General features: G+C 58.6%; 30 protein-coding genes. 20 read left to right on the plus strand and 10 right to left on the minus strand.

Going from position 1 to position 24,137, the window contains the following annotated elements; all coding sequences use genetic code 11:
• Positions 1 to 3: 3 nt before the first annotated feature.
• The gene (locus QEP12_RS13485) at positions 4 to 1,686 is read right to left on the minus strand and encodes a terminase large subunit (protein WP_284214571.1); all 1,683 of its coding nucleotides are present in this window, start codon (positions 1,684 to 1,686) and stop codon (positions 4 to 6) included.
• Positions 1,687 to 1,692: 6 nt separating this feature from the next.
• On the minus strand, positions 1,693 to 2,253 hold the full coding sequence (locus tag QEP12_RS13490; protein ID WP_284214572.1) for a phage terminase small subunit P27 family: 561 nt from the start codon (positions 2,251 to 2,253) through the stop codon (positions 1,693 to 1,695).
• 162 nt (positions 2,254 to 2,415) lie between these two features.
• Between QEP12_RS13490 and QEP12_RS13495 the strand changes: the two genes are divergently transcribed.
• A complete protein-coding gene (locus QEP12_RS13495; RefSeq protein ID WP_284214573.1) occupies positions 2,416 to 2,958 on the plus strand; it encodes a hypothetical protein in 543 nt (180 codons plus the stop codon).
• A 5-nt stretch (positions 2,959 to 2,963) separates the two neighbouring features.
• Here QEP12_RS13495 and QEP12_RS13500 read toward each other — a convergent pair whose 3' ends face one another.
• From QEP12_RS13500 to QEP12_RS13510, 3 genes are all read right to left on the minus strand, one after another.
• Complete coding sequence (locus tag QEP12_RS13500) at positions 2,964 to 3,335, minus strand: HNH endonuclease (protein ID WP_284214574.1); 372 nt, start codon at positions 3,333 to 3,335, stop codon at positions 2,964 to 2,966.
• A gap of 241 nt (positions 3,336 to 3,576) precedes the next feature.
• Positions 3,577 to 4,005 (minus strand): hypothetical protein, encoded by a 429-nt coding sequence (locus QEP12_RS13505; RefSeq protein ID WP_284214575.1) that lies wholly within the window; start codon positions 4,003 to 4,005, stop codon positions 3,577 to 3,579.
• Between the two features lie 3 nt (positions 4,006 to 4,008).
• The gene (locus QEP12_RS13510) at positions 4,009 to 4,329 is read right to left on the minus strand and encodes a hypothetical protein (protein ID WP_284214576.1); all 321 of its coding nucleotides are present in this window, start codon (positions 4,327 to 4,329) and stop codon (positions 4,009 to 4,011) included.
• Between the two features lie 221 nt (positions 4,330 to 4,550).
• Here QEP12_RS13510 and QEP12_RS13515 point away from each other — a divergent pair, with 221 nt between their 5' ends.
• On the plus strand, positions 4,551 to 4,706 hold the full coding sequence (locus QEP12_RS13515) for a hypothetical protein (RefSeq protein ID WP_284214577.1): 156 nt from the start codon (positions 4,551 to 4,553) through the stop codon (positions 4,704 to 4,706).
• A 23-nt stretch (positions 4,707 to 4,729) separates the two neighbouring features.
• Here the strand turns inward: QEP12_RS13515 and QEP12_RS13520 are convergent, their stop codons facing one another.
• From QEP12_RS13520 to QEP12_RS13530, 3 genes are all read right to left on the minus strand, one after another.
• On the minus strand, positions 4,730 to 7,474 hold the full coding sequence (locus tag QEP12_RS13520; RefSeq protein ID WP_284214578.1) for a VapE domain-containing protein: 2,745 nt from the start codon (positions 7,472 to 7,474) through the stop codon (positions 4,730 to 4,732).
• Positions 7,475 to 7,554: 80 nt separating this feature from the next.
• Complete coding sequence (locus tag QEP12_RS13525) at positions 7,555 to 7,854, minus strand: hypothetical protein (RefSeq protein ID WP_174862661.1); 300 nt, start codon at positions 7,852 to 7,854, stop codon at positions 7,555 to 7,557.
• On the minus strand, positions 7,851 to 8,372 hold the full coding sequence (locus QEP12_RS13530) for a hypothetical protein (RefSeq protein WP_174862662.1): 522 nt from the start codon (positions 8,370 to 8,372) through the stop codon (positions 7,851 to 7,853). The genes QEP12_RS13525 and QEP12_RS13530 overlap by 4 nt, the downstream gene beginning before the upstream one ends.
• Before the next feature lie 270 nt (positions 8,373 to 8,642).
• Here QEP12_RS13530 and QEP12_RS13535 point away from each other — a divergent pair, with 270 nt between their 5' ends.
• Positions 8,643 to 8,900 carry a hypothetical protein gene (locus QEP12_RS13535; RefSeq protein ID WP_174862663.1) on the plus strand — a complete coding sequence of 86 codons (258 nt, stop codon included), beginning with the start codon at positions 8,643 to 8,645 and terminating at the stop codon, positions 8,898 to 8,900.
• Positions 8,901 to 8,995: 95 nt separating this feature from the next.
• Here QEP12_RS13535 and QEP12_RS13540 read toward each other — a convergent pair whose 3' ends face one another.
• A complete protein-coding gene (locus QEP12_RS13540) occupies positions 8,996 to 9,259 on the minus strand; it encodes a transcriptional regulator (protein ID WP_174862664.1) in 264 nt (87 codons plus the stop codon).
• 83 nt (positions 9,260 to 9,342) lie between these two features.
• Here QEP12_RS13540 and QEP12_RS13545 point away from each other — a divergent pair, with 83 nt between their 5' ends.
• From QEP12_RS13545 to QEP12_RS13595, 11 genes are all read left to right on the plus strand, one after another.
• Positions 9,343 to 10,068: a S24 family peptidase gene (locus tag QEP12_RS13545; protein WP_284214582.1), complete on the plus strand. Its 726-nt coding sequence runs from the start codon at positions 9,343 to 9,345 to the stop codon at positions 10,066 to 10,068.
• Positions 10,069 to 10,697: 629 nt separating this feature from the next.
• A complete protein-coding gene (locus tag QEP12_RS13550; protein ID WP_174862666.1) occupies positions 10,698 to 10,934 on the plus strand; it encodes a hypothetical protein in 237 nt (78 codons plus the stop codon).
• On the plus strand, positions 10,934 to 11,548 hold the full coding sequence (locus tag QEP12_RS13555; protein WP_174862667.1) for a hypothetical protein: 615 nt from the start codon (positions 10,934 to 10,936) through the stop codon (positions 11,546 to 11,548). The genes QEP12_RS13550 and QEP12_RS13555 overlap by 1 nt, the downstream gene beginning before the upstream one ends.
• A 460-nt stretch (positions 11,549 to 12,008) precedes the next feature.
• Positions 12,009 to 12,152, plus strand: a complete 144-nt coding sequence (locus tag QEP12_RS13560; RefSeq protein ID WP_174862668.1) for a hypothetical protein — start codon at positions 12,009 to 12,011, stop codon at positions 12,150 to 12,152.
• A gap of 103 nt (positions 12,153 to 12,255) precedes the next feature.
• The gene (locus QEP12_RS13565) at positions 12,256 to 12,621 is read left to right on the plus strand and encodes a hypothetical protein (protein WP_174862669.1); all 366 of its coding nucleotides are present in this window, start codon (positions 12,256 to 12,258) and stop codon (positions 12,619 to 12,621) included.
• Positions 12,614 to 12,937, plus strand: a complete 324-nt coding sequence (locus QEP12_RS13570; RefSeq protein WP_174862670.1) for a hypothetical protein — start codon at positions 12,614 to 12,616, stop codon at positions 12,935 to 12,937. The genes QEP12_RS13565 and QEP12_RS13570 overlap by 8 nt, the downstream gene beginning before the upstream one ends.
• Positions 12,934 to 13,101 carry a hypothetical protein gene (locus QEP12_RS13575; RefSeq protein ID WP_174862671.1) on the plus strand — a complete coding sequence of 56 codons (168 nt, stop codon included), beginning with the start codon at positions 12,934 to 12,936 and terminating at the stop codon, positions 13,099 to 13,101. The genes QEP12_RS13570 and QEP12_RS13575 overlap by 4 nt, the downstream gene beginning before the upstream one ends.
• Complete coding sequence (locus QEP12_RS13580) at positions 13,098 to 15,422, plus strand: ParB/RepB/Spo0J family partition protein (protein ID WP_174862672.1); 2,325 nt, start codon at positions 13,098 to 13,100, stop codon at positions 15,420 to 15,422. The genes QEP12_RS13575 and QEP12_RS13580 overlap by 4 nt, the downstream gene beginning before the upstream one ends.
• Positions 15,422 to 15,913 carry a hypothetical protein gene (locus tag QEP12_RS13585; RefSeq protein WP_284214583.1) on the plus strand — a complete coding sequence of 164 codons (492 nt, stop codon included), beginning with the start codon at positions 15,422 to 15,424 and terminating at the stop codon, positions 15,911 to 15,913. Before QEP12_RS13580 ends, QEP12_RS13585 begins: the two co-directional genes overlap by 1 nt.
• Positions 15,910 to 16,167 carry a helix-turn-helix transcriptional regulator gene (locus QEP12_RS13590; RefSeq protein ID WP_174862674.1) on the plus strand — a complete coding sequence of 86 codons (258 nt, stop codon included), beginning with the start codon at positions 15,910 to 15,912 and terminating at the stop codon, positions 16,165 to 16,167. The genes QEP12_RS13585 and QEP12_RS13590 overlap by 4 nt, the downstream gene beginning before the upstream one ends.
• 50 nt (positions 16,168 to 16,217) lie before the next feature.
• On the plus strand, positions 16,218 to 16,787 hold the full coding sequence (locus QEP12_RS13595) for a hypothetical protein (RefSeq protein ID WP_284214584.1): 570 nt from the start codon (positions 16,218 to 16,220) through the stop codon (positions 16,785 to 16,787).
• On the opposite strand, the gene QEP12_RS13600 is transcribed toward QEP12_RS13595, so the two are convergent.
• Complete coding sequence (locus tag QEP12_RS13600; protein WP_174862691.1) at positions 16,784 to 18,073, minus strand: tyrosine-type recombinase/integrase; 1,290 nt, start codon at positions 18,071 to 18,073, stop codon at positions 16,784 to 16,786. The genes QEP12_RS13595 and QEP12_RS13600 overlap by 4 nt on opposite strands.
• Before the next feature lie 244 nt (positions 18,074 to 18,317).
• Between QEP12_RS13600 and mutS the strand changes: the two genes are divergently transcribed.
• The 6 genes from mutS (at position 18,318) to QEP12_RS13630 (ending at position 24,129) form a co-directional block, all read left to right on the plus strand.
• Positions 18,318 to 20,912 (plus strand): DNA mismatch repair protein MutS, encoded by a 2,595-nt coding sequence (mutS, locus tag QEP12_RS13605; RefSeq protein WP_284214590.1) that lies wholly within the window; start codon positions 18,318 to 18,320, stop codon positions 20,910 to 20,912.
• An 85-nt stretch (positions 20,913 to 20,997) separates the two neighbouring features.
• Positions 20,998 to 21,819 carry a proteasome-type protease gene (locus QEP12_RS13610; RefSeq protein ID WP_284214585.1) on the plus strand — a complete coding sequence of 274 codons (822 nt, stop codon included), beginning with the start codon at positions 20,998 to 21,000 and terminating at the stop codon, positions 21,817 to 21,819.
• Positions 21,820 to 21,854: 35 nt separating this feature from the next.
• Positions 21,855 to 22,685 (plus strand): alpha/beta hydrolase, encoded by an 831-nt coding sequence (locus QEP12_RS13615; RefSeq protein ID WP_174864279.1) that lies wholly within the window; start codon positions 21,855 to 21,857, stop codon positions 22,683 to 22,685.
• A 112-nt stretch (positions 22,686 to 22,797) separates the two neighbouring features.
• Positions 22,798 to 23,166, plus strand: a complete 369-nt coding sequence (locus QEP12_RS13620; RefSeq protein ID WP_284214586.1) for a hypothetical protein — start codon at positions 22,798 to 22,800, stop codon at positions 23,164 to 23,166.
• A gap of 249 nt (positions 23,167 to 23,415) precedes the next feature.
• Complete coding sequence (locus QEP12_RS13625) at positions 23,416 to 23,742, plus strand: hypothetical protein (protein ID WP_174864280.1); 327 nt, start codon at positions 23,416 to 23,418, stop codon at positions 23,740 to 23,742.
• 45 nt (positions 23,743 to 23,787) lie between these two features.
• Positions 23,788 to 24,129, plus strand: a complete 342-nt coding sequence (locus QEP12_RS13630; RefSeq protein ID WP_284214587.1) for a DUF3024 domain-containing protein — start codon at positions 23,788 to 23,790, stop codon at positions 24,127 to 24,129.
• Positions 24,130 to 24,137: the final 8 nt, after the last annotated feature.

Genomic DNA, 24,137 nt, shown 5'->3' on the forward strand with positions numbered 1-24,137 from the left:
GTCTCACAAAAAGGTGAAGTCGCTGCGGATCACATCCTCAGGCTCTTGCACTGCCATAGCCCGACCCAGCGCCATCAGCATGGCAATCGGGCCATCAATCTTGTTCTCTGGGCGCTCTTTGGTAGGGGCTCGCAGCTCATTGAACTTTGAGACCTTGACCACCAGGTTGCTGACCATCCAGCTCATGACGGGGTTGGCATCGTGTTTGAGCTTGTGCTCGTGCACAAGGTTTTCCACCTGGATCAGTGGCGGGGTAAAGAACAGGGCACGCTGGGTGATTTCCACCAGTGGCAGGCCCTCTTCGATCAGCTTGGTGGCGAAGTACATGGACAGCGCCGGGTCAAAGGCAATTTCTTGCACGTTGTGGTCACGGCAGATGGCGCGCAGGTCTTCGGCCACCACGTCAAAGTCGGTGATGTCGCCGTCAGTGACCTGAACATAGTCTTGCCGCGCCCAGCCGCTCAGGTGGGCGTTGCCGCTTTCCTGCACAGCCAGCTCATTCAAGTACAGACGTGTGCACACATGCCACACGCCATCCATCTGGAATACAGACACCAGGGCCGCAAAGTCGCGCTTTTGCGCCAAGTCCAAGCCCATCCACACAGGGGTGTCGCGTGGCACATCGGCCAATGAGAGGCCGGGTTTGGCACAGCGCTCCCAAGCGCGCATGTCCATCCATGCACTTTCTCCGTTGACCCAGACGTTCAGGCGCTTGGTCAGAAAGTTGGCCAGCGCACTGGGCATCGCTTCCGCCTTGCGGGCAGCGGCCACCATGTCATCTTCCAGCACCGATTTGCCCCAGTTGGGGTTGGCCTTGGCCCAGCTCTCAGGCTTGAATGGGTCGTCAGCATCATCAATGGTGTAGATGATGCCGAAGATGGCGGGGTCTTCAATCACACGTTCCAGCACCTTGGTGCTGTGGGTGCGGCGCTCATAGCAGATGCCGCTGCGATCAGTGCCTGCAGTGGTAATGTTCCACAGCAGTGACTGCTCACGTGCGCCACGGGCAGTGTCAATCACGTCATACACGGCGCGGGTCTTGTGGGCGTGCAGCTCATCAATGACGGCAAAGTGCACGTTCAATCCATCCAGCGTGCTGCCTTCTGAGGCCAGCGGTGTGTACTTGCTGGACGTGGCCGCCACGGTGATGCTGTGCTGCAGCACTACCACCCCCAGGTGGGTGCGCAAGCCCGGCGTGCGATCGGCCATGGCCTTGCTGTCATCAAACACAATGCGTGCCTGGTCACGCGTGGTGGCCGCGCTGTAGATTTCCGCGCCTTGCTCACCGTCTGCGCTGAGCATGTACAGCGCCAAACCGCTGGACAGTGTGGACTTGGCGTTTTTACGCGGCACCTCCACATAGCCTTCTTTGAACCGGCGCAGCCGCGTGGCGTGATGCACCCAGCCAAAGACGGTGGTGATAATGAAGCACTGCCAGTCTTCCAGCTCAATCAGGCGGCCTTCACGCGCCCACTTGCCCTTGATGTGGGGCAGCAGCTCAATGAAACTGCAGGGGCGTTCGGCGCGATCGGCGTCAAACACATACGGCCAATCTGCAGACAGAGGCCGCAGCAGGTCTTGCTGCTGGCGCTCAACTGCCAGCTTTGTCCACTTGCAGGCGGGTACAGCTCCGCTGGCCACGGCGTTCATATAACGCTGGGCGGCTTCAACGTAGCGATGAGTCATAGCAAATTACTGAAGAGGGTGCCCCGATAGACCGGGTGCAAACTGGGCAAACCCAGCTGCAGCCGCAGGCTTGGGCGGTTCAATTCCCGGCAGCGTGGGTTGCACAAAGTTGCTGGGCTGCACACGGCCACGCGCTGCAGGGCTGAGGCCAAAGTGCTGCAGGTAACGGTTCACCTGCTCGCGGTGGTTTTTAATCAGCTGCACCATCACCGACTGCTGCACATAGCCGCTGGGGGTGGTGCTTTGGCTGGCTTCGGATACAGCCGTGGGGTAATCGAACCCCTTGTCTGTCATCAAGCGTTTGACCTGGCCGTTGAATGCTTCCTCCAACTCAGTCAGGCGGCCTACCGCTTGGCAGTACAGGGCCAGTGCCGTGCGATCAAGACCAGAGATCAGGCCCAGCTCTTCGAGCAGCGGCGTGATGCGCTTCCATTCCTTGGCAGCTTCCTTACTCAAATGCCTGGGTGCGCTAGGAATTTCAATTACCGGATTGACTCCATCGCCCACGCTGGTGGTGCGTTTTCCGGGATTGCCCTGCAGTGCTTTGAGCGCCGAAGGCTTTGGCATTGGGCCACGTGTTCCCATAACTTCATTCCTTTCGGGGTACCCCCCCCTCGAAAACCTGCGCGCACAAAAAAGACACTGGGCGCTCGGTTTCCGGCGGGTGGTTTCAAAAGTTTGGATACCCCCTACCCACCGTTGTTACGATCCTCAGCCTTGGAGACTGAAATGACAAAGCTCATGGCCGGGGACTTAATAGCAATAGCAGCGATTGCTTTTTTTATGATTTTTCTAGAGAGAGGATCTGACACAAGAAAGGATAAGGACAACAAGGTCTGGATCTACATATCAATCAGCCTGCTCATACTTGTAGCCATTTCTGTTGGTACCTACTTCGTAAAGTATCAAATATCAGCAAAGGCCGTCGAACGCCTTGTTGTCTACTTATGGTTCGTGGTTGGCATTTTCGCCAGCATCATCTACTCATATAGCTTTGTTCCATACCCTAGGTATTCGCGCTCTAATCCTGAAGACGCTTACATCATGAGCATTCGAATAGGTGTAGCAACCATCACCCTAGGGGTCGTCTGTTTCTTCTTACACACGGAGTTTCCTGAAGCTCTTTTCTTCGGAGCACTGGAACCAATTGCCGCATTAGCCACATCTATTGGCGGTTCACTCACTGCCGCTGCCGCTGCAGCAGATGCAAAACTAAACCCTAACAGAGGTATGTTTGATTCAACATTAAAGTTTTTCAAACCTAAGAAGTAAGCCCTTCAACCTCGATAGTTCGACCAGGCACGCTTCACACCACGTGCCCGCTCGGCCTTGCTCTTTTCGTCGTGACAATCAGCGCAGATGTTCTGCACGTTGTCCTCTGTATCCGTGCCACCCTCCTCCAGCGGCACGATGTGGTCACGCATCGTGCCCACCGTCACGCGCCCAGCCTTGTAGCAAGGGCGGCACAGTGGCTCACGCTCAAACAATTCCTTGCGCAGCTGCTGCAGCTTGCGCCCGGTGATCCGCTTGGCAGCGGTGGGCTTCTTTACCCACGACTGCTTCGGGTGCTTGGGACATCGCCCTGTGCCATCGCGCACCAGGACGCCGCAGCCCGGATGCGAGCAGGGGCGTGGAGCAGCAGATGGCACAGTCGTGTCCTTTCATTGAATTAGTGCCGGTTGCGACCCGGCTGGCCACATTGCATGGCCTCGCTATTTAGGTGGTGGGCAGCATGCGCCGTACCAACCCACCAATGCAAAAGCCCCGTGCAGTGGTGGACTGACGGGGCTTTCTGGCTCACTGCGGGTGGTTGCGGACACCAACAGCAAGTTGCCTGAAATGTAGCGCAACCCTCCAAGGTGGAAAACTCCCACGCACACCCATGCACTGTTACGGACGCTGTGACAACCTGGCAGACACACGCCGCAGCTGCGCATCCTTGGCTTCCTGCTTGGCTTGCAACCACGCCTCAATCCAGCGGTCAACCTGCTCCAGCTGGGCATGCACAGTGCTGGGCTGGCGGCGCATCTGCCGGGCCGTGCCCGTCACACCCAAGTCCTTGATGTAGACGCACATCACCGTCACATGCAGATGGCCTGCACCCAGCTTCATGGCTTGCACCGCATCCTCAATCTCTTCCGCCTCCAGGTGCAGCACAGGAATGGTGGACTCCCGCCCATACCGGCTCACCTCCCCAGCACTTGCCATCCAGTTGGCCAGCATGTTGCGGGTGGCAAAGCCCAGCCCATGGCTATCACGGCGGGCACGCCACAGTGCCCAGTTATTCAAACGTTGCTTGATGTGTTCCAGCCGTGCCATGCCTTAGCCCTCCGCCTTGGCAGGCTCAGCAATGATGCACACGTGTGCACAACCAAACTGCACCAAGCCCTGTGCCACCACCGCCATCACCGGGTGCGTGCTGGCAAAGGGCGTGCCCACCACCCGGCCACCTTCCCACGCATAAAAGCAATTGGCCTGGCCGCGAATACCCAAGCGAACCAAGCGGTACACATCATTTCCAAACTGCCCAGCCTTACGTTGAATGGCTTGATAGGTCTGAGGCATGGCCGTCTTAATCATCAACAGCACATCGCCCTCATTCACTGCTGCCCCTTGCTGCTTTTGAAGTGTCCTACTGTCCATACTGTCCACCCTTTTTATATAGAGATCGCGGGAAGCCGCGCCCAAGGCTCGCGCACGCGCGCCTGTGCCTGCTATGTGCGCCTGCCTGCCCACGCCCGCACCGCAACCTACGTGGACAGGGGGTTACGTGTCGTTTGGGCAATGCAGCGGCTTCAACTCCACAAAATCAGGAATTGGCATTACCCACACACTCCCAGCAAAACGCCGGACAGGGTGGACACATGGACACTTGCCGCTACGTCATGGGCGCAGCCAGCCCCATCCCCGCCACTGCACCGCAAGCCGGGCGCACCATCGCCCTGGCCACCACACAGGCGCGAATCACGCCTCCCCCTGTGTGGGCAGTGCAGCGCGTTTCAGGCGCTGACATGGGTTGAAAGAACAAGCACAACGTCATGGCTTAAAACGGCGCATCGTCGGCTTGGTTTTGAAGGAACTGAGCAGCAGGGCTCAGCGGCGCATCAGTCTCAGCTGGCGCTTGGCCAGAAGGTGCTGGGGGTGGTGCGCTGTCATCTATGGCCCCGCTATCGCGGTCAAGCTGATCCAGGCCCACCACCACGCCTTCAGGTGGCCATACCGCCGGGCGGTAGTACCCGCTTGACCGTTTGCCTGCCACCTGTTTCTTGCCATGCTCCCAGCCCTGCTGTTTCAGCCAGCCACGGATCTGGTTTTCCAACGCAGCCGAAGACTTGGCCACGTCCGAACCCAACTCCACCACCAGCTGATCCATGCGCACAAACTGCGACTCCACATGCACCCCGGAAGCCACTGCCTGCACACCATGTGCATCACGCGTCAGCAGCTCCAGCAACCGGCTTTCCACTGCCGTCTCAATCAGGCGGCTGTCCTGCATGGGCTTAAACAAGCGGTCTTCCTGCTCTTTGGTCGGCGTGTACGGCACGCTTTGCTGGTACAGCACAAACGCCTCAGCCAGCAGCTGGGCGCGGTACTTTTGCACCCACTCCGTATTGATCTGGTGGCGCACCGGCACCGGCCAAAAGCGGCGGTTGCCCGTGCGGTCGCGCAGGTACTGGTCATCGTTGGTCGTGCCCACCAGCACGCACTGGCGGGGGTAGCTCTCCACCGTCGTGCCGTAGGCCGGGCGGTACTTGTCCACCTTGGAGCTGATAAACGCCTTCACCGCGTTCACGTCCGCCTTGCTCATGGCGCTCAGCTCTGCAATCTCATACAGCCAAATACCTTGCACTTGCTCTTGGGCTTCTTTGCCCCGGCTCATGTCAAACGGCGTGTCGCTGAAGTAATCCTTGCCGCACAGCACCTCCACCAGGGTGGACTTGCGCAAACCGCCCACACCTTCCAGCACCGGGCAATAGTCAAACTTGCAACCAGGCTCCATCACCCGGTTCACCATGCCCAGCACCCAAAAGCGGCCCACCAGCTGCAGGTATTCACGCAGCGCAGGGTTTAACGACTCGGGCGTTTCGCCCAGCACATAAATCAGCCAGTTATCCAAACGGGGCTTTTCGTCCCACTTCAAATCCAGCAGCCACTCACGAATGGGGTGAAACCGCTCCGTGTAAGCGACCGTCTGCACGGCCTCTTCCAACGCGGCACGGCTCACGCTGGGCAGGTTGTAGTAATCCGTCAAATACTTGCCCAGCAGCAGCCCATCGGCCCCCTTGATCTCACCAGGGCGCGAATGTGGCCACGGCCAGGCCTTGCGGCACTGCACGCTGTTTGTCAGCTCATTGAAGGCCACCACACCGTACAACGCCTCATCGTTTTCCAAGGCGGCAATCACCGTCTTGCGGCTAATGTTCCAGCGCGCCTTCTGTTTGTCCCAATACGGCTTCAGCCACCAGGGCGTGCCTTTGGGCGGCGGCGTCTCATCCTTGCCAGCGGGTGCGTCGTCATCGTCGTCGCCGTCAGACGCATCACCAGCGGCTTCACGCCCTTTTGTGCCAACGGGGGATCGCGAATTTTTTTTAGGGGCCGCAGTTTCTGCAGCAGATTCGGCCACTTGCACCGCTAACAACGGCTGCGCCCGGCCAAACAAAGCCAGCACGTCATCAAACGTCCAGCCATCGTCAACAATCGCGTCCTTGCAGTCCCAGCCGCTGGGCTTTTCGCCCGGCTGGGGAATGGGCAGCAGGCTGACGGTGCAGCCATGCGTATCACGCAGCAGCGCGCCAATGCCCAGCTGCGCTTTCATGCCGGGCTGCTTGGCTTCTGGCAACAAAGGCTTAGTTGCCTGCAGCGCCTCTTTGGCTGCAGCATCAGCACCTACCTCAGCCAACTCAGCCTTGGTCAGCTTTTCGCGCATGGCATCGCAATCTGGCCACAGCAGCACCGTGCTGCCCGCCAGCCAGCTCCAATCGGCCTTTTGCCAGGCATTGCTGCCACCAGGCCAGCTGCACACGCAATACACGCCGGGGCTGTGTGCATCCAGCAGCTGCTGCAGCACCTCAGCCTTGACTTCACCCTCTACCAGAATGACGGTCAGCCCATTAGGCAAGGCAAAGTTTGGAAAGAACAAAGGCCGGGGCTCATCCCACTGCTTCCAGTGCCACTTGCTGGCACCGTCCTTGGCACTTTGGCAAAAGGTATAGGGCAGCGTGTCTTTGCCGCCGTCGCTGGTGCGAAAGCGCACCACATACCCATGCAAATCATCGCCCACGCGGTACTCACCCGTGTGCATCAAATCTTGGGGCTGGCGGTAGTGATGCACAAAAGTAGGCGGAGGTGCCCACTTCGGCACTGGGCGCATCGTGGCCCAGCCTTCTTTCTCAGGGACTGGCTTGGGGGCAGGCATGGGCCGTGGGTTAGCTGCAGGCACCACGGTGGCACCTGCAGCGGTTTTCACCAGGCCAGCCACACTCTCCAGCCCCTGCTCACGCGCCAGCTGCACCGCAGCCTTGTGCATAGGCAGGCCGTGGATGGCCGCGTACAGGCTCAGCAAGTCAGCGCCTTGCTCACCGCTGGCAAAGTCGGCCCACTTGCCATTCACCATGTTTACGCAGCAGCTGCTGCCAGCTTCGCCAGCCAGGCTGCCGCACGTCCACTCATGACCATTGCGGCGGCCACCGGGCAGCCAGTTGGGCAGCAGCGTCTCTGCCCTTGGCAGCAGCGCATCTGCCAAAGCTTTAAATTGAATCGGCGGCAGCTCTTCACGGCGCTGGGTCATACAGCACCTCCTGCACGCACTACAAAGACCAGATCCACGCCAGCGTCCGCAACACCGGCTGCGTGTTCATTCACCATCAACTATCCCCAAGCGCGCGCCAAAGCCGCAAAACCACCATCAGCCATTGCATCGTTCGCAGCAGCCTTGCCTGCAATCGGCAAGCACCACTCAGCCACCGGGCGCGTGCACCACGGCACCGTGCGCTTGCGGGCAATGCACACACGGCCATAGCGCTTCATATCTTTCAGCGTCTGCAGTGCCACGGCTTCAGCCACCTGGGCATGGGCCGCCAGCTCTTTCAGAATGGGCGCACGCTCAGGCGTTGCGAGCTCTTGCACCGCCTGCAGCAGCGCCTTAGAAACTTCGCCTGCGGGTCTCATGGCTGCACCTCCATCCCTGCAGCGCGCTGGGCGTTGCGGATCGTGCGGTACAGCAGCTCGATCTCGGCCATGGCCTGGGCGGTGATCGCCTCGGCCTCACGCACTGAAATGGATTCGTCCTCGGTGGCGCGCATCACCAACTGCGTCAGGTGCCCACCTTCCACACCCAGCTGCAGCGCCTTTTTGCGCAGGGCTGCAGCCTCGCAAGCCCAGCCACCCGCTGGCGGGGGCGGTAACTCCAACGCCACCAGGCCAAAACGGTTGTTCAAAGCAGACAGCCACGCCAATGCATCGGGGTGCTTGCTGTCTTGCATCCACTCGCTCAGCAGCTCCAAAATCTCCAGATTCACCCACTCACCATCTACACCGCGCAGGCGGGCGCGCAAAGTCTCGGTGTGCATCGAGCGGCCCCGGCGCTGCGCCAAGAACGCAGCTGCAGCAGCCACACCACCCGGCGCATTGCGCACCGCGTTGTAAAGAACATCACGCCAATCCGTGGGCGACAGATAACAGGTCATTGGCAACCCCCTTGAATCTGGAAAATTTCAGGCTTTCGCCCCAAGCCGTGGCGGCAGACACTGCCCCCATGCAACAAGAAAAAGCCCATCACCACCTGCCACGCAAGCTGCACGCGATGGCTATGACGCGCAGCACCATGAAAGAGGTGGGAGACAGCAACCCCGGCGGCGTGACCGTTAGAGGGGTGGTGATGGGGGGAAGGATTGGTGCCCGCCTCACCCTGGGCTATGCTGGAAGCTCCTACACAACCAACGCCAGGGAGGGCGGGCATGAAACAAGACATCAATCGGTCACACCAGCAAACATTCGACCAAGGCCGCTTAGACGCGCTGGAGATCGCATTCGCAACCTTCATTCGCATGCAGCAGGAAGTGCCGAAGGATGTGTTTTGCCAAGTCATTGCAAAAAATGCAGAGACATGGGAGGAAGTAACACTGGACATGCCCGTTACCGACCAGTACCGCAATGGAGCGGCATTCGGTTTTCGACAACTGCTACTTCAGCTTTCGTCATCACGCCGCGACTGAACATCTGGGCCTTCGTGCGGGCAGCAGCTATCGTTAGCCTGCGGGACTTCAGCCGTTGGACAGATAGACGCGCAGGGCTGCCGAGGCGATATGGCTCAGCCATTCGCGCTCTCCTGCGGTGTGGTGGGTAAGGAATGAACCGATCCGCGCAGGTAGCCCCAGTCCACATCAGGGCGCAGCTCTTCGCAGGTCACTGCGCGGCTGGACTCGCGATCAATGGCAATACACAGCTTTTCGCCCAACTGCTGCCCCTTGCTGATCGCTTTACGCAGATAGCCTTCGCTGGTGCCGCAACGCTCCACGAATGAAGCGCGGTCTGGCTTACCAAGTCTGTTCAAGTAGTCGAGGAGTGTTTGCATACCCAAATCTTACCCAAGGGTAAGCATTAAAGCAATACCCAAGGGTTATTTACTTACAGGTAATGCTTTGCTGGAATCGAAAAATGGATAAGTTTGAAAAACGGCGCCAAGCTCTGCGCGCCCTTGTTGACTCAATGGGGCGTGGCGCTATTGCTAGCGTGGCAAAGCAAATTGGCATTGAGCCAAGCTATGTTTCGCGCTTGCTTTACTCCGAGGATAAAAAGGGCGGCAAGCGCATGGGCGAGGACACGGCTACCGCTTTGTCCAAAGCGTTTCCCAGCTTCTTTATTGGAGAAAACGCACTTTTTGATGATGCTGTGCTGCCTGCAACTCCGGCGTATGCCCCGCCGGTTGCGCCGCCTTTATCTAGTGATATCGATCCCGCAGAGGGCTATGCCAGACTGCCTGTGCTGGCCGAGGCTGCAGCAGGACATGGCAAATACCCAGCGCAGGAGGTTGTCCAGCACATTGATGTGCTGGAGAGCTATGTCCGTCAACGCTTGCATGCAAACCCTCGCACCTTAAAGGTTCTCACTGCAAGGGGCAGCAGCATGACTGGCGTAATTGAAGACGGTGACATCATGTTTGTGCAGCCCACCAACGAGTTCACGGATGACGGAATCTACATCCTGACACTGGATGACCTGATTCGCGTGAAGCGCCTGAGCGTGTCCATGACCACGGGCAACGTCCTGATTGAGAGCAACGATGGGCGCAAGGCTGAAGAGTTGCCACTCAAGGAAGTCCCGCACCGCTTGCACATTCAAGGGCGTGTGCTTGGCTCTTGGTCGCTGCGCAGCTTTGCTTAATCAAAGCACCACCGCAAGTACTGGAGACGCTGATGCACCCCCTACGCCGCTTTCTCCCCTATGTGTACGCCTTCTGGGCGGTGGTGGGGCTGGCGTGGGCGGCGTGGGAGTGGCTAGCGTGAGCATGATGGAGCACCTGCCATGGGTTGATGGCACCGAAGAATGAAAAATAATTACCCTCAGGTATTGCATTAATACTTACCCAGGGGTAATATAAATCCCATCGCAGCAATGCGTTGGGCACCACGGTATCGACCGGGCACGCCCGGATCGTTAACAAGAGAGTGGTGTGATGTGCGGGCTTGGACTCAAAGCGCCAGGCCGCAGCACATCCTCAAGTTCCTCAGATGTAACACCCTGCTTACACCGAAGCACTTACATGTATGAGCAAGTGGGATACAAACAACTATCCGCGCAGACATAGCAATAGAGGAAAGTAGATAAAGCGTTATCGCAAGGTCTACAAAGCAATCTGGTGATTCAACTAAAGATTGAACTCATAACCAAATTTGAGTAAGAATGCACGTACTAGCTGGTATGTGTAGCCACCAGACTAGTGGCATCTGCAGGTGGAGTGGATGACCTATTTGTGAGACACAAACAAGCGCCGCACGATAAGAGACCCCAACATGACTACCGCGACACCTAGCAAGCACAAGGCTGCTGGATCACGTGTATCTGCAGCTAAGAGTCGAACGCTCAAGCCTGCCACCTACTTGACAGAGTCTGAGAAGCAAATGATGGACGACTTAGAGCGTGCCATCACCAAAGTGACCAGCAGCAAAGAAGCGGCCACAGCATTTCTGAAACGTGCAGGCATCATGGATCGCACTGGCAACCTAGCCAAGATTTATCGCAACGCCTAATGCATTCAGCTCCGCTGTATGAGTACCAGCCAAGTTTCATCCTCGGCTTTCATGGCTGCGATGAAGATGTAGGGATGCGCATTCTGTGTGGCCCTGAAGAGCACTTAAAGCCATCTGAGAAAAAGTACGACTGGTTAGGCCACGGCATCTACTTCTGGGAAGGCAATGTGGCTCGCGCCTGGGAATGGTCACTGGCACGACAGGCGGAAGGCAAAATCAAAAAACCTTTCGTGCTTGGGGCGATCATCGACCTCAAGCACTGCTTAGACCTGTTTGATCGCACTTCCGCTGCGCAACTTGTAAGTGCACACAAGACACTAAAAAAGTTGCATAGACTGACAGGAATGAAAATGCCCAAGAACGTCGGTCACACCCCCGACAAACTTGGAAGAGCCCTTGATTGCTCGGTAGTCAATACCCTGCATGAATTGAGAAAAGAAGAAAACCTTGAAGAGTACGACTCTGTAAGAGGCGCCTTCTTAGAAGGCAAGCCAGTCTACCCAGGGGGCGGCTTCAGAAGCCACACGCACATTCAAATTTGCGTGCGCAACCCCAACTGTATTAAAGGCTATTTCAAGCCCATAGGCACTGACGGCTTTGCGGCCATTAAATAGCCCGCACATCACACCACTCTCTTGAAGAACCCGCCCTAACCCGGCGGGTTTTTTGTTGCCCAAATTGCCAGCTAACGCAGGCACAGCGGGCGCTAATAGCTCTAGCTTTAGGAGTGGTGGTTATGACGACAGCTTGGAGAGTTCCCCTCAGTGCACACGTGTGCACACCCGCAGATGCGCCGGCAGCAGCCCGTGCAAGTGTCTATTTGGCAAGCGCCGCCGAAGAGCATGACAAAGCACAGCTACTGCTGGGCAAGCATCGCACTCTCAAAAACAGTGATTACCGCGATGCCCTGTGGTGTGGCTATTGGGAACTGAAGCGCTTGGCAGAAAGCCATATGCGGCAAGTCATGCAGTGCGGTGCATTGCTGCACTACTGCAGCCCCAAGGCAATAGCGCTTGCGGATGAGATCAGCGAGCTCAACCTGCAGCAAACACTCAAACGCCTAAAGGTGGCCACATGCTGACCCCCTACACCGTCACCCAAGGCCCCAACCGCATCACCGTGCTGGCCACCAGCGTGTGCGATGCCATCTGCCGCGCCATGGAACACCTGCAGCATGACCTGGGCGGCATCAGCGCCCGCAAGGCAGGTGCTGTATGAGCCACAAACCCCTTTCCCCGCTGCGCGCCTTGCTGCGCACTGCGTTGACTTGGGTGGCTGCACTGGCTGCATGCGTGGTGTGGACAGCGACGGAGCTGCCCCTATGAACGCCCCCGTTTTTGACGCCACAGGCTTTGGCCCCCTCATTGAGATGGAAGGTACCGTGGCCGCCAAGCCCATCGTGCGCATCAAGCCCGTGGGCGAGACCGGCGAACCCATGCCTGTGCTGTGCCTGAAGGTGCACCAGGTGGGGCCGCAAGGAAACCGCAGCTTTACGTGTGAGCAGATTTTCCCCATCGGCCAACACGCCGCCGCCCATGCCCGCGCTGCCCAGCTCAAGCCCGGCCTGCGCATCAAGGTGCAAGTAGCACTGGATCTGGCTGAGTACCACTTCCCCGTCACCGCCCACATCAGCGCGGTGAAAACCCAAGCAACCCCAAACCAACCCCAAGAGGCATGCCATGCATGAAGTATTGATTGCCCTGCGCAGTGTGGGACCCGCCCGTGTGGTGGTGGCAACCACCATGCCGCAGCCCCAAGTAGGCCGAAAAATCACCTACGCCGAGGCTTTGGCCTTGGACATGATCACCCACGCCAAACGCCAAGCCAGCTGCGGCAGCGTGGAGTGGGGTCAAGCCTTGACCGATGCAGACGGCCAAGCCGCCCTCAGCCTGACCAATGACTTGCTCAGCCCTGAGATGTATGGCTACAGCGTCAGCCCCGAAGTGCGCAACGCTGCGCGCCGTGTGTTGGGCATCAAGGGCAGGGAAGGGTTGGCAGCATGAGCGCCGCCGTCCGCCCCTACTACCACCCCACCAGTGAAGGCCGGCAGTTGCAGCACTGGGAAGTCGTCATCAGCACGCCTGATCGTGACGTGATCGAAATCTACCCCACACCCAAAGCCGCGCAAAAGCGTGCAGCGTTGATTAATGTAGGAGGTGCAGCATGACCGACTCCAAAGACACCAGCACCCAAGCACTGCCTACCCCTGGCGCAGGCCCGCGCATGCTGCATGTGCCACTGACCGCCATTGCCCCCAGCCTGACCAACCCGCGCAAGCACTTTGACCAGGCCAAGCTGCAGGAGCTGGCAGACAGCATCAAGGCCAGCGGCGTGCACCAACCCATCTTGCTGCGCCCACTGCCCGCCCGCCGCTTGGAAGACACGCTGCACACTGCCCGTGCCCAAAAGCAGGCAGCACCTGAGTACGAGCTGGTAGCCGGTGAACGCCGCTGGCGCGCCAGCCAGATGGCAGGGCTTACTGAGATTCCTGCGCTGATCCGCCCCATGACCGATGCGCAGGCCTTGAAGGCCCAGATCATTGAAAACCTGCAGCGCGAAGACGTGACCGAGCTGGAAGAGGCAGAAAGCTACCGCGCCCTGATGGAGAGCGAAGGCAGCTCTGCCGACGCAATTGCCGCAGAGGTGGGCCGCAGCCGCAGCTACATCTTTGCCCGCCTGAAGGTGCTGGACTTGTGCGAGCATGGCCGACAGTTGCTGCGCGAAGGCAAGCTGGACTTTAGCTGCGCGCTGCCTATTGCCCGCATTCCCAATGAGCAACTGCAGCTCAAGGCGCTGGAGGAAGCCACCGACACCGATTTCCAGGGCGACCGCATGAGCGCCCGCGAAGTGCAAGCCATGGTGCGCAGCCAATTCATGACCAAGCTGGAATACGCCAGCTTTGACCTTGAAGATGCCAGCCTGTGCCCCTTGGCCGGTGCCTGCACCAGCTGCCCCCACCGCACCGGCAACAACCCTGACTTGCAAGCCGTGGTGGACAGTGCAGACGTGTGCACCAACCCACCCTGCTACCACGCCAAGGAAGAAGCCCACAAAGCCCAGGTGCGTGAGCGCGCCGTGGCCAGCGGCTGCGAAATCATCACCGGGCGCGAAGCCAAGGCGCTGATACCCACCGCCTACACCAGCAGCATTGAAGGGCACGTGCGCCTGGACGTGGCCACCGACAGTCCCATCAAAGGCAAGCCCCTGCGTGCCGTAGTGGGTAAGGCCATGGAACAAGCAGGCATCAAGCCCACGCTGATTGAAAACCCGCACACCAAGGAACTGGTGGCAGTGGTGCGTAAAGACCAGGCCGCAGAGCTGCTGAAGATGGCAGGCAAGGCCGAGGCTGAAGCCAAGGTGCGCAAAGAGCAGGCGGAAGATGCAGAAGCTGCACAGCGCCAGGCGGAAAAAGATGCCCAAGTGCGCTACGAGAAGGAATGGCGCAGCGCACTGGCCACGCAACTGATTCAGTACATCTGCAAAGGAAACGTCAACGACGCCACCGACACAGCCTGTGAAGCCGCTGTGGCCTCACACATGCTGGGCACGCTCAATAAAGATGATGCTGCACAACTGGCAAAAATTCTGGAACTGGGCAAGGTAGCACCGATTGATGCGCTTAAAGATTACGCAAGCGCACACCCAGTACCTGTCGTGGCCGCTGCAGCCGTGCTGGTATTGCGCGATGCAGGCTACGCACCGTGGCTACCAGAAGGCCACGCGAAGAACACCTTGCTGCTAAGTCTTGCGCAGACAGCGCACATTGATGTGGAGACACTGAAATCGAATGTGCAAGCCAATATCCGCGCAGAACTGGACGCCGCGAAGCAACTAAAAGCCGCCGCATCTCCTGATAAATCTGAGGCTCCAAAAGCAAATACACCCCTTCCCCCCGCTGCGCACACTCAAAAGGGTGTGGGTGGTGGCAAGGCCAAAGGCAAAAGTCAACAAGGCCCCGCTGCGCTGGCTGGCGGTGGTGGGAAAAAGCTGAGCGCTAATGCGGCTGCAGCCAGCATCGCTGCCGCGCTGCAGGCTTTGCCGGGGGAACCAGAACTAGGCGCGGCTGCGGCCGCGCAAGGCAACGTAGCAGAGCCAGTCGCAACTGACGTTGCGCAGGCTCTGCCGCCCTCTGCAGGAATCACGTTTGCCACCGACAAAACTATTCGTGAGCAGACGCCTGCTGCCGCTGGCACAGGCGAATCAGTGGACGATGGCCAGGATGGTGCAGCCGCGAAGACAGGGGCAGCAGCAAAGAAAGCCAAGGCCGTGCTGACTGCCGCTGAGCTGGTGGGCAAGGTGGTACGCATCAACGCCAATGCCACGCAAAAGAAACAAAAGCCCTGGGTTGACTACGAAGGCACCGCCACGGCGCAGTGTGGGCCAGAGGCAGTGATTGTCAGCATCCCCCGCGCCAAGGGCTGCGCACCCATCATCCTGAGCTTTCACGTGAGCGAGCTGGATCTGGTGGCAGAGCAGGAGGCAGCGTAATGGCACGCCCACGCTTCACCCCACCCAAGCCACGGCGCAAGCCATACCGTGGGCCCAACCCCGTGACGGCTGCAGTCGCCATCGAGCAGCAACGCCAGCTCAACCTCGACTTGGGCGTGCTGGTGGCTCTGGCCGACGACGGCCAAGAGATGCGCGAGCTGCTGGCCAACCTGGCCGCCATCATCGGCATCGGTGCTGAGATTGCTGTGCACGTCAACAAAGACCACCCCGTGGCCAGACGCCTGCACGGCACGCTACGCACCATCACGCAAATGGCTTTGGACGGCTGCCGCTGGCGGAAAGCCAACGCGCTTGTGATTGCCGAAGACTTGGAGGCAGCACACCAACTGGCACAGGACTATCCCCAAATCGGCCTGGCAGCCGCCCCGGCATGCCAAGCCCTGTGCCAGGACATTTTGAACGACCGCCTGCACCCTGATGCGATCGCAGGCGCTGAGATTTACCGAGAGACAGAAGGAGCCACGGCATGAGCTACGTCGTGATGCAATTTGCCCCCGCCGCGCTGGAGCGCGACCAGGCCGCAGCCTATGCGGGGCTGAGCCTCACCACATTTGAGAAAGAGGTACGCGAGCGCCGCGCCCCTCAACCCCGCCAAGTTGCAGGCCGCCGCGTGGCATGGCTGCGCGCTGAGCTGGATGCGTGGCTGTTTTCTTGCCCGATTAGCGATCAGTTGCCACCGGAGAACACGGGGGCTAAGAAGCCCCGCGAGGCAAAAAAAACATAATAGAGCCTTACACCTCCAACCGAAGACCAACGCTTCTTCAAAGAGACAACGTGGAATACTCCAAGCTTTTAAACTCACTTCAAGAAGACCTAGCAAAGATTCGCTCCAGCGGACAGAGCACAGTTGACATCGAGGCGCTACAAAAATACATTGAGACAGGGTTAAGCCCTGATCAACCAGACAGAGCCCTTGAACACACCAAGCTTGAACAACAACAATTCTTAGCTCACCTAGACGTGCGAACAAGGCACGAAATTGAGCTTTTCAAATCCGTTATTGAAGCAGGGCGCGAAGCACTCAATGCATTAATTTTGATTAACGGAGGGGCAGTCGTAGCACTACTGGGATTCCTTGGAGCGACCATATCCAAAGGACTACCCGCAGAACTCGGCTTACACCTAACTCCATCGATACTTTCTTTCGGTGCTGGCGTTCTTGCAGGGTCTCTAAGCTTAGCCGTCCGCTATGTGACGCAGTTTTGCTATGGGCACGGACGAATAAAAATCGGAAATGCCCTCAACCTAGCTTCAATCTCACTGGCGGGCAGCGGATATATTCTTTTCGCGTACGGCATATACACAGCCTACGAGGCATTCGTCACACAGTTCTCACCACTTTAAGTGCGCACCAACCCCTCCCAATGCTCCGCCAGCAGCGTGAGCCACAGCCTGCGTTCTTTGTCATACGTGTGCCGGTTGTAAACGCCCACAATCCCAGGCGGCATGTGGCCCAGCACCGCTTCAGAAACTTCCTCAGGGCAGCCCATGCTGGCCAGCGTTGTCTTTACCGTGCGGCGCAAGTCGTGAGGCGCCCAGGGCTTCAGGTGCAGCAGCTTCAGCCGGTCAGCAGGCAAGCGTGCGTTGCAGGTTTCAGGCCGCACCCAGTACGTGGCCACACCAATAATCTTTTGCTCTACGTGCGGCGATCGTGCGTTGGCGTTTTGCGATGGGAATAGATAGCCCTTCTGGTACAGAGCAAGCCGCCGCTGCACCACTGTCAGCGCCCGCCCTATCAGCGGCACGCGAAAATCCACCGCCAAGTCATGCCGCCCGGTCTTGAGCTTTTCACGCGGCACCGTCCACCACCATCCATCAGCCTCTTGGCCAACCTCACTGGCCTCCATCTGGACAATCTCCGCACCACGCGCACCAGTCCAGATGTACATGGTCAGCAGGTCATCGATGAGCTGGCTGAAGTTGGGCAAAAACTTAATCAGCGTGGCCATCTCTTGCGCATCCAGCACACGCCGCACGCGCCCCTGATGTTCGCCATTCACAATCAAGCCACGGCTACGCAACTTGCCCCGCAGGATCTGCCGCCACCAGTTGGGTGTTTCCTCCGGTATGCGCCCCGCATCCAGCGCGTACTCCCACGCGGCACCCAGCTCAGTGCGCAAGCTGTTGGCCAGCACCGGCGCACGTGCACCCAAGGTCTCCAGCAGCTCAAATGCGTGCACGCGTTTGACCGCAGCCGGTGGCAATCCACGAATGGGCGCTGTGTACAAGTGACTGAGCAGCCGCGCAGTCTCTGTGTACCCTTTGGGTTTGCGGTTGCGCTTGACGTGGCCCTCCAGGTACTCATCCAGCAGGTTGGCCACCAGGTACTGATCGGCCTGACGCGAGCGCGTGCTACGCACCTTGGCTGTGGCTAACTTTTTTTCTTTGGCCAAGTCCTGCCCAGCACCGCGCTGCTGGCGTAACTCATCCCACTTACCCAAAGCAGCGGCGTAAGACATGGCAGGCCAATGCCCCATGGCCACCTGCTTCATACGCCCCTCATCGTTCTTGTACCTGTACGTCCAGGTCATACGGGTGTTGCTGGCAACCAAGCGCAGCCCCGGAGCCTCATCGACAATAATGTGTTCGCCAGCCTTTAAGGCTTTGGCCTTGCGTGCATCAAATACCACCACCACCTCCAGCGTAAGGTGGCGTAGGTTTTCTGATAGACCAGATGCAACACGGCGTAGGTTCGCAAAACCTAACGCCAAAAACCTACGCCAAACCACCAAGTGTAGGCGAGTGTATCCGAGTGCAGGCGAGGGCAAACCAATCAAGCATTAACAGCCCAAGCTGTTGATCTAAAAAGTAATGTCAGAAAAACTCGAACAATATCAAAGCCCTTTTGAAGCACCCATCGAGCAACATACGCCGATGATGCAGCAGTACATTCGCATCAAAAAAGACTATCCCGACACCCTGGTGCTCTACCGCATGGGCGACTTCTACGAAGTCTTTTGGGACGATGCCGAAAAAGCCGCACGCCTGCTGGACATCACCTTGACCGCACGTGGTCAATCTGCGGGGTTTCCGATTCCCATGGCCGGTGTCCCTTTTCACGCCTTGGAAGGCTATCTGGCACGCCTGATCAAGATGGGCGAGTCGGTGGCGATCTGTGAGCAGGTCGGAGAAGTGGGCGCCAGCAAAGGTCCGGTGGAGCGCAAAGTGGTGCGCGTCGTCACCCCCGGCACGCTGACCGATGCCGAGTTGCTCAATGACAAGCAGGAGGCCATACTGGTGTCGCTGCACACCGCAGGTCGCCAGCGCTGTGGTCTGGCGTGGATGAGCGTGACCCAAGGCCGCATCCACCTGACTGAATGCGCGCAAGATGAATTGGGCGAATGGCTGGCGCGCATAGGCCCCAGCGAAGTGATTTACAGCGCGGGGGTGACCGAGCGCTTTGAACAAGGCCTGTTTGCCCTCAAGCACAGCGGGGCAGTGGCCTGCCCCCTTTCGCCCCGCCCCGACTGGCAGTTTGATACGGGTTTGGGTGAGCGCAAGCTGCTGGAGTTGCTGGGCGCTGCCAGCCTCAAAGCCTGGGAGGCCGAAGACCTGCCACTGGCCCACGCCGCCAGCGCCGCGCTGCTCAGCTATGCCGAGCACACGCAGGGCCGCAACCTCACGCACATCCACAGCATCCGCGTGCAGCGCGATGACCAGCTCATCAACCTGCCGCCCACCACGCGCCGCAATCTGGAGCTGGTGAAAACGCTGCGCGGCGAAGACAGCCCCACGCTGTTTTCGCTGCTGGACAGTTGCATGACCGGCATGGGCAGCCGCTTGCTCAAAAGCTGGCTGCTAGAGCCCAAGCGCGACCGTGCAGACGCCATGGCACGCCTGCAAGCCACCGAAGTGCTGCGCGGCAACGATGCACTGGGCGGCACCATGCCTTGGCAGGCGCTGCGCGCTGAACTCAAGGGCGTGAGCGATGTGGAGCGCATCACCGCGCGCACGGCACTGCGCCAGGTGCGCCCGCGCGAGTTGGTCGCCTTGGGCAAAACACTACAAAAAGCGCAGCTGCTCGCACAGACCCCGCAAGCGCCAGCGGCCTATTTGAACCAAATCTTCCAAGACCTGTTACCACCCGCAGGCTGCGCCGACCTGCTGGCTGCCGCCATCATGGAAGAGCCCGCAGCCCTGGTGCGCGACGGTGGCGTGATTGCACGTGGCTTTGATGCCGAACTGGATGAGCTGCGCGGCATTCAGGAAAACTGCGACGAGTTTTTGCTGGAGCTGGAAGCCAAGGAAAAGCTGTTCACCAACATCCCGAACCTGCGCGTGCAGTTCAACAAGGTGCACGGTTTCTACATTGAGATCACCAACAGCTACAAAGACATGGTGCCCGCGCACTACCAGCGCCGCCAAACGTTGAAGAACGCCGAGCGCTACATCACCCCTGAACTCAAAGCCTTTGAAGACAAGGCCCTGTCGGCCAACGAGCGCGCTCTGCAGCGCGAAAAACTGCTGTACGAGCAAATTCTGGATCAGCTGCAACCGCATGTACCGGGCCTCACGCGTGTGGCGCAAGCGATTGCTGCACTGGATGTGCTGTGCACGCTGGCCGAGCGATCTCTGACGCTGAACTGGAGCAAGCCCGAATTCAGCTCCGTGCCCTGCATTGAGATTGAGGGCGGCCGCCACCCCGTGGTGGAAGCGCGCATGGCCGAAACCTCCAGCGGCAGCTTCATCGCCAACCACACGCGCATGAACGTCAACACCCGCATGCAGATCATTACCGGCCCCAACATGGGTGGTAAATCGACCTATATGCGCCAAGTCGCCTTGATCGTGCTGCTGGCCAGCATGGGCAGCTATGTGCCCGCCAGCGCCTGCCGCATAGGCCCCATCGACGCCATCCACACCCGCATTGGTGCGGCGGACGATCTGGCCAACGCCCAGTCCACCTTCATGATGGAGATGACCGAAGCCGCGCAAATCCTGCATGCCGCCACACCCCACAGCCTGGTGCTGATGGACGAAATTGGCCGTGGCACCAGCACCTTTGACGGCCTGGCCCTGGCCAGCGGCATTGCCACACAGTTGCATGACCGCACCAAGGCGTTCACGCTGTTTGCCACGCACTACTTTGAGCTGACCGAGCTGCCCGCCAAGGCCAAAGCCGCCGTCAATGTGCATGTGGGCGCGGCCGAGTCGGGCAGCGATATTGTGTTTTTGCACGAGATCCAGCCCGGCCCGGCCAGCCGCAGCTATGGCGTGCAGGTGGCCAAGCTGGCAGGTATGCCTGCGGCCGTACTGAACCACGCCCGCCACACGCTGGAAGCGTTGGAAACTCGCGAATCCGCTGGCGTGGATCAAGTGGATTTGTTTGCCGCCCCACCCATGCCTGCCTCGGCCTTGCAAGCCACGCCCGTCGAGGGCGCGCTGGCCAACATCAACCCCGATGCGCTCAGCCCCCGCGAAGCGCTGGAGGCGCTGTACCAGCTAAAAAAACTGGCGCAACGCGCGTGAACGCTGCGTGCGTGCTTTCTGACATGCTGCCACCGCCAGCGGGCACTACACTTGCTTGCCACAGCGGCTTTCTGCCTGAAATTTCATGACTTATTGCATCGCTATCAAGCTCGACGCGGGCCTTGTTTTCTTGTCGGACTCTCGCACCAATGCCGGGCTCGATCAAATCAACTCTTTTCGCAAGATGATGATTTACGAGAAAACGGGCGATCGCTTTATGGCACTGCTGTCGGCGGGCAATTTGTCCATCTCGCAGTCCGTGCGCGAGCTGCTGCAAACCATGACGGTGCGCGACGACGCCACGGGTGAAGTGCTCTCCATCTGGAACGCCAAGAGCATGTTTGATGCCGCCCGCGTGCTGGGTGCTGCCGTGCGCCATGTGTATGACCGTGATGGCGTGGCCCTCAAGCGTGCGGGGGTGGATTTCAATGTCTCCATGCTGTTTGGCGGCCAAATTCAGGGCGAAGGCATGCGCCTGTTTCAGGTGTACTCGGCAGGCAACTTCATTGAAGCAACGGCAGAAACCCCGTACTTTCAAATTGGTGAGGCCAAGTACGGCAAACCCGTGCTGGACCGCGTGCTCACCGCTGACTTGCCGCTGGAGGAGGCCACCAAGTGCGCGCTGGTGTCCATGGACAGCACGCTGAAATCCAATCTTTCCGTCGGCTTACCCCTGGATCTGGCGGTGTACGAGGTAGACCACTTCAGCTGCAACAAGCTGGTGTGCATTGACGAACACAACCCCTACTTTCAAATGCTGCGCAGCAACTGGGGCGAGCGCCTGCGCGCGGCCTTCGACAGCATTGAGGATCCGCAGTGGTTCGGTGGCAACAGCACCGTCCCGCTGGTGATGGACAAACCCAGCCCCATCAAGAAAATCACCACTCCCGAAGAAAAGCTGGTGTAGGGCAGGCGGGGCCTGCGCGCACCACCACCCCGCGCATGCAACCCTTGATCTTCTCGCACGCCAACAGCTTTCCTGCTGGCACCTACCGCCTGCTGTTTGCCCTGCTGCGTGAACGTGGTTTTGACGTTCATGCGATTGACCGCTTTGGTCACGATGCGCGCTACCCCGTCACCAGCAACTGGCCACACCTGGTGCAGCAACTGGCCGACTTCGCCGCGCCCTTGGTGCAGCGCTGGGGACAACCGGCGTATTTGGTCGGGCACTCGCTGGGCGGTTTTCTGAGCGCCATGACCGCCGCCCAGCATCCCCATCTGGCATCTGGTGTGCTGCTGCTGGACTCTCCCCTGATCAGCGGCTGGCGCGCCACGTCACTGGAAATGGCCAAGCGCACCCAACTGGTGGGCAATGTCTCCCCCGGCAAAATCAGCCGCAAACGCCGCAATCTCTGGAACAGCCGGGAAGAAGCACTGGCGCTGTTCCAGAGCAAAAAGTCGTTCGCGCAATGGCACCCTCAAGTGCTGCAAGACTATGTAGCGCACGGTCTTGTCGCCACCAACGACGGGCGCTTCACCTTGCACTTCACGCGCGAAGAAGAAACCGCCATCTACAACACTCTGCCCCACAACCTGAACGCCATGCTGCGCCGCCACCCGCTGCGCTGCCCTGCTGCGTTTATTGGCGGCCTCTATTCCCAAGAAATGAAGCAAGTTGGCATGGACATGACACTGCGCATCACCCATCGGCGCACCATGCTAGTGGACGGCAGCCACCTCTTTCCCATGGAACAACCTCACATGACCGCAGCAGCGATTGAAGCGAGCCTGTTGAACCTGCAAGTGGCCGCAGCCAAACACAGCAAGTCCTAAAAAAGAAGCTGCTTGCGCTCATAAAACCTTGTTTTCAAGGTGTTTTGTATTTGAAAATTAATAAAAACAGGCGCTACTAGCTATTCTTTTAGCTAATTAGCGAAAGAACCTCATGGGCTTGGATTACCTGGATTTCGAATACAGCGAAGACGAAGACGGCAACGGCACCTGGGATGCCATGGCCAGCGTAGCGGACAAGCGCTGGCATGCCCTGCTCGCTGAAGTGCACCAAGTCCTGCTGTGGGCGCACCAAGACTTTCATGGCCGCCGCGCACCGCTGGAGGAAGGCGGTGACTGGGACTATGACTTGAGCGCCCAAGACGATGACCATGGCCACGCCATCGCCCTTCGCTGGAATACGCAATCGGGCCAGCTAGACGCCGCAGTACCACAGCCGGGCAGCCACACCACGCTCACCCTCACGTTGACGGGCAATGCGGCTTTTGGCGATGCGTTACGCCAGAAGTTTGGGTTGGAATAAGAGAGATTGTGCCGTTAGCCAAATCCTGCCCACGAAATAAAGCATAACTTGTCCGCATCTATAGGCACAGTTGCCAAAGAAGAACAGGTAGTTAAAGCATAAATTGGCTGAACGCACAAAAATAAGGCAAAAAGTGTCCCATCGGATTCACTAGGACTTCCCCTTATGCATCAATCACTTACAGCGCCACAGCATCCATACTTACACACTGCCAAATTTGATTGACAAGGAGCCCATAAACTTCTTGTGATGAATTCACATCCAGCAACCACAGACAGAGAGTTCCTTGCGGCTGCAGTCAGCACCCTTGGAGAAGAAGACCTTATTTTTCTCAACCGTTTGGTCATCGCCCGCTTGAAAGAACTCGAACAAGCCAAAGACACAGCACAGCTGGCAATGCTCCGTTTGGCCGACCGTGTTGAGTTCACTACCAATGAGGGCGAGGTCAAACAAGGCTTTGTTGTACGTCTGAACAAAAAAAGCGTCAGTGTGCGAAGTGACGATGAGCAAGACTGGAAAATCTCATCAACGCTGCTGCGAAAAATTCCTGGCTCAATAAAAGTCCAGTTTCGCTGATTGACGCCCTACTTACGAACCCAAGTTCAAAACAGAGAAAACACAATGGCGCTCACTGAACTTGAAACACGCCGCGTTGCGAAGGCCTTGGACGAATTGGTTAGCCGTAAACGCCCTCCAGCTCACTTGCGTGACCAGCTAGATTTTCAGTGGAGTCTTGAAGGACAGTCTGTATACCTAATAGAAATACGCCGTCTCATGGATGGTGAACGTCACGAGCGCCCATTTGCAAAAGCAACATGGGTTCGCACGCAGAAGGTATGGAAAATTTACTGGCAACGCGCTGACCTGAAATGGCATAGCTACGAGCCTGTAGCAACCGTTCAATCCATACATGGGTTTTGCACTGCGGTGGAAGACGACCCCTACGGCTGCTTCTGGGGCTAGTCGCACGA

The organism is Comamonas jiangduensis (genome assembly GCF_030162955.1).
GTDB lineage: Bacteria > Pseudomonadota > Gammaproteobacteria > Burkholderiales > Burkholderiaceae_C > Comamonas > Comamonas jiangduensis.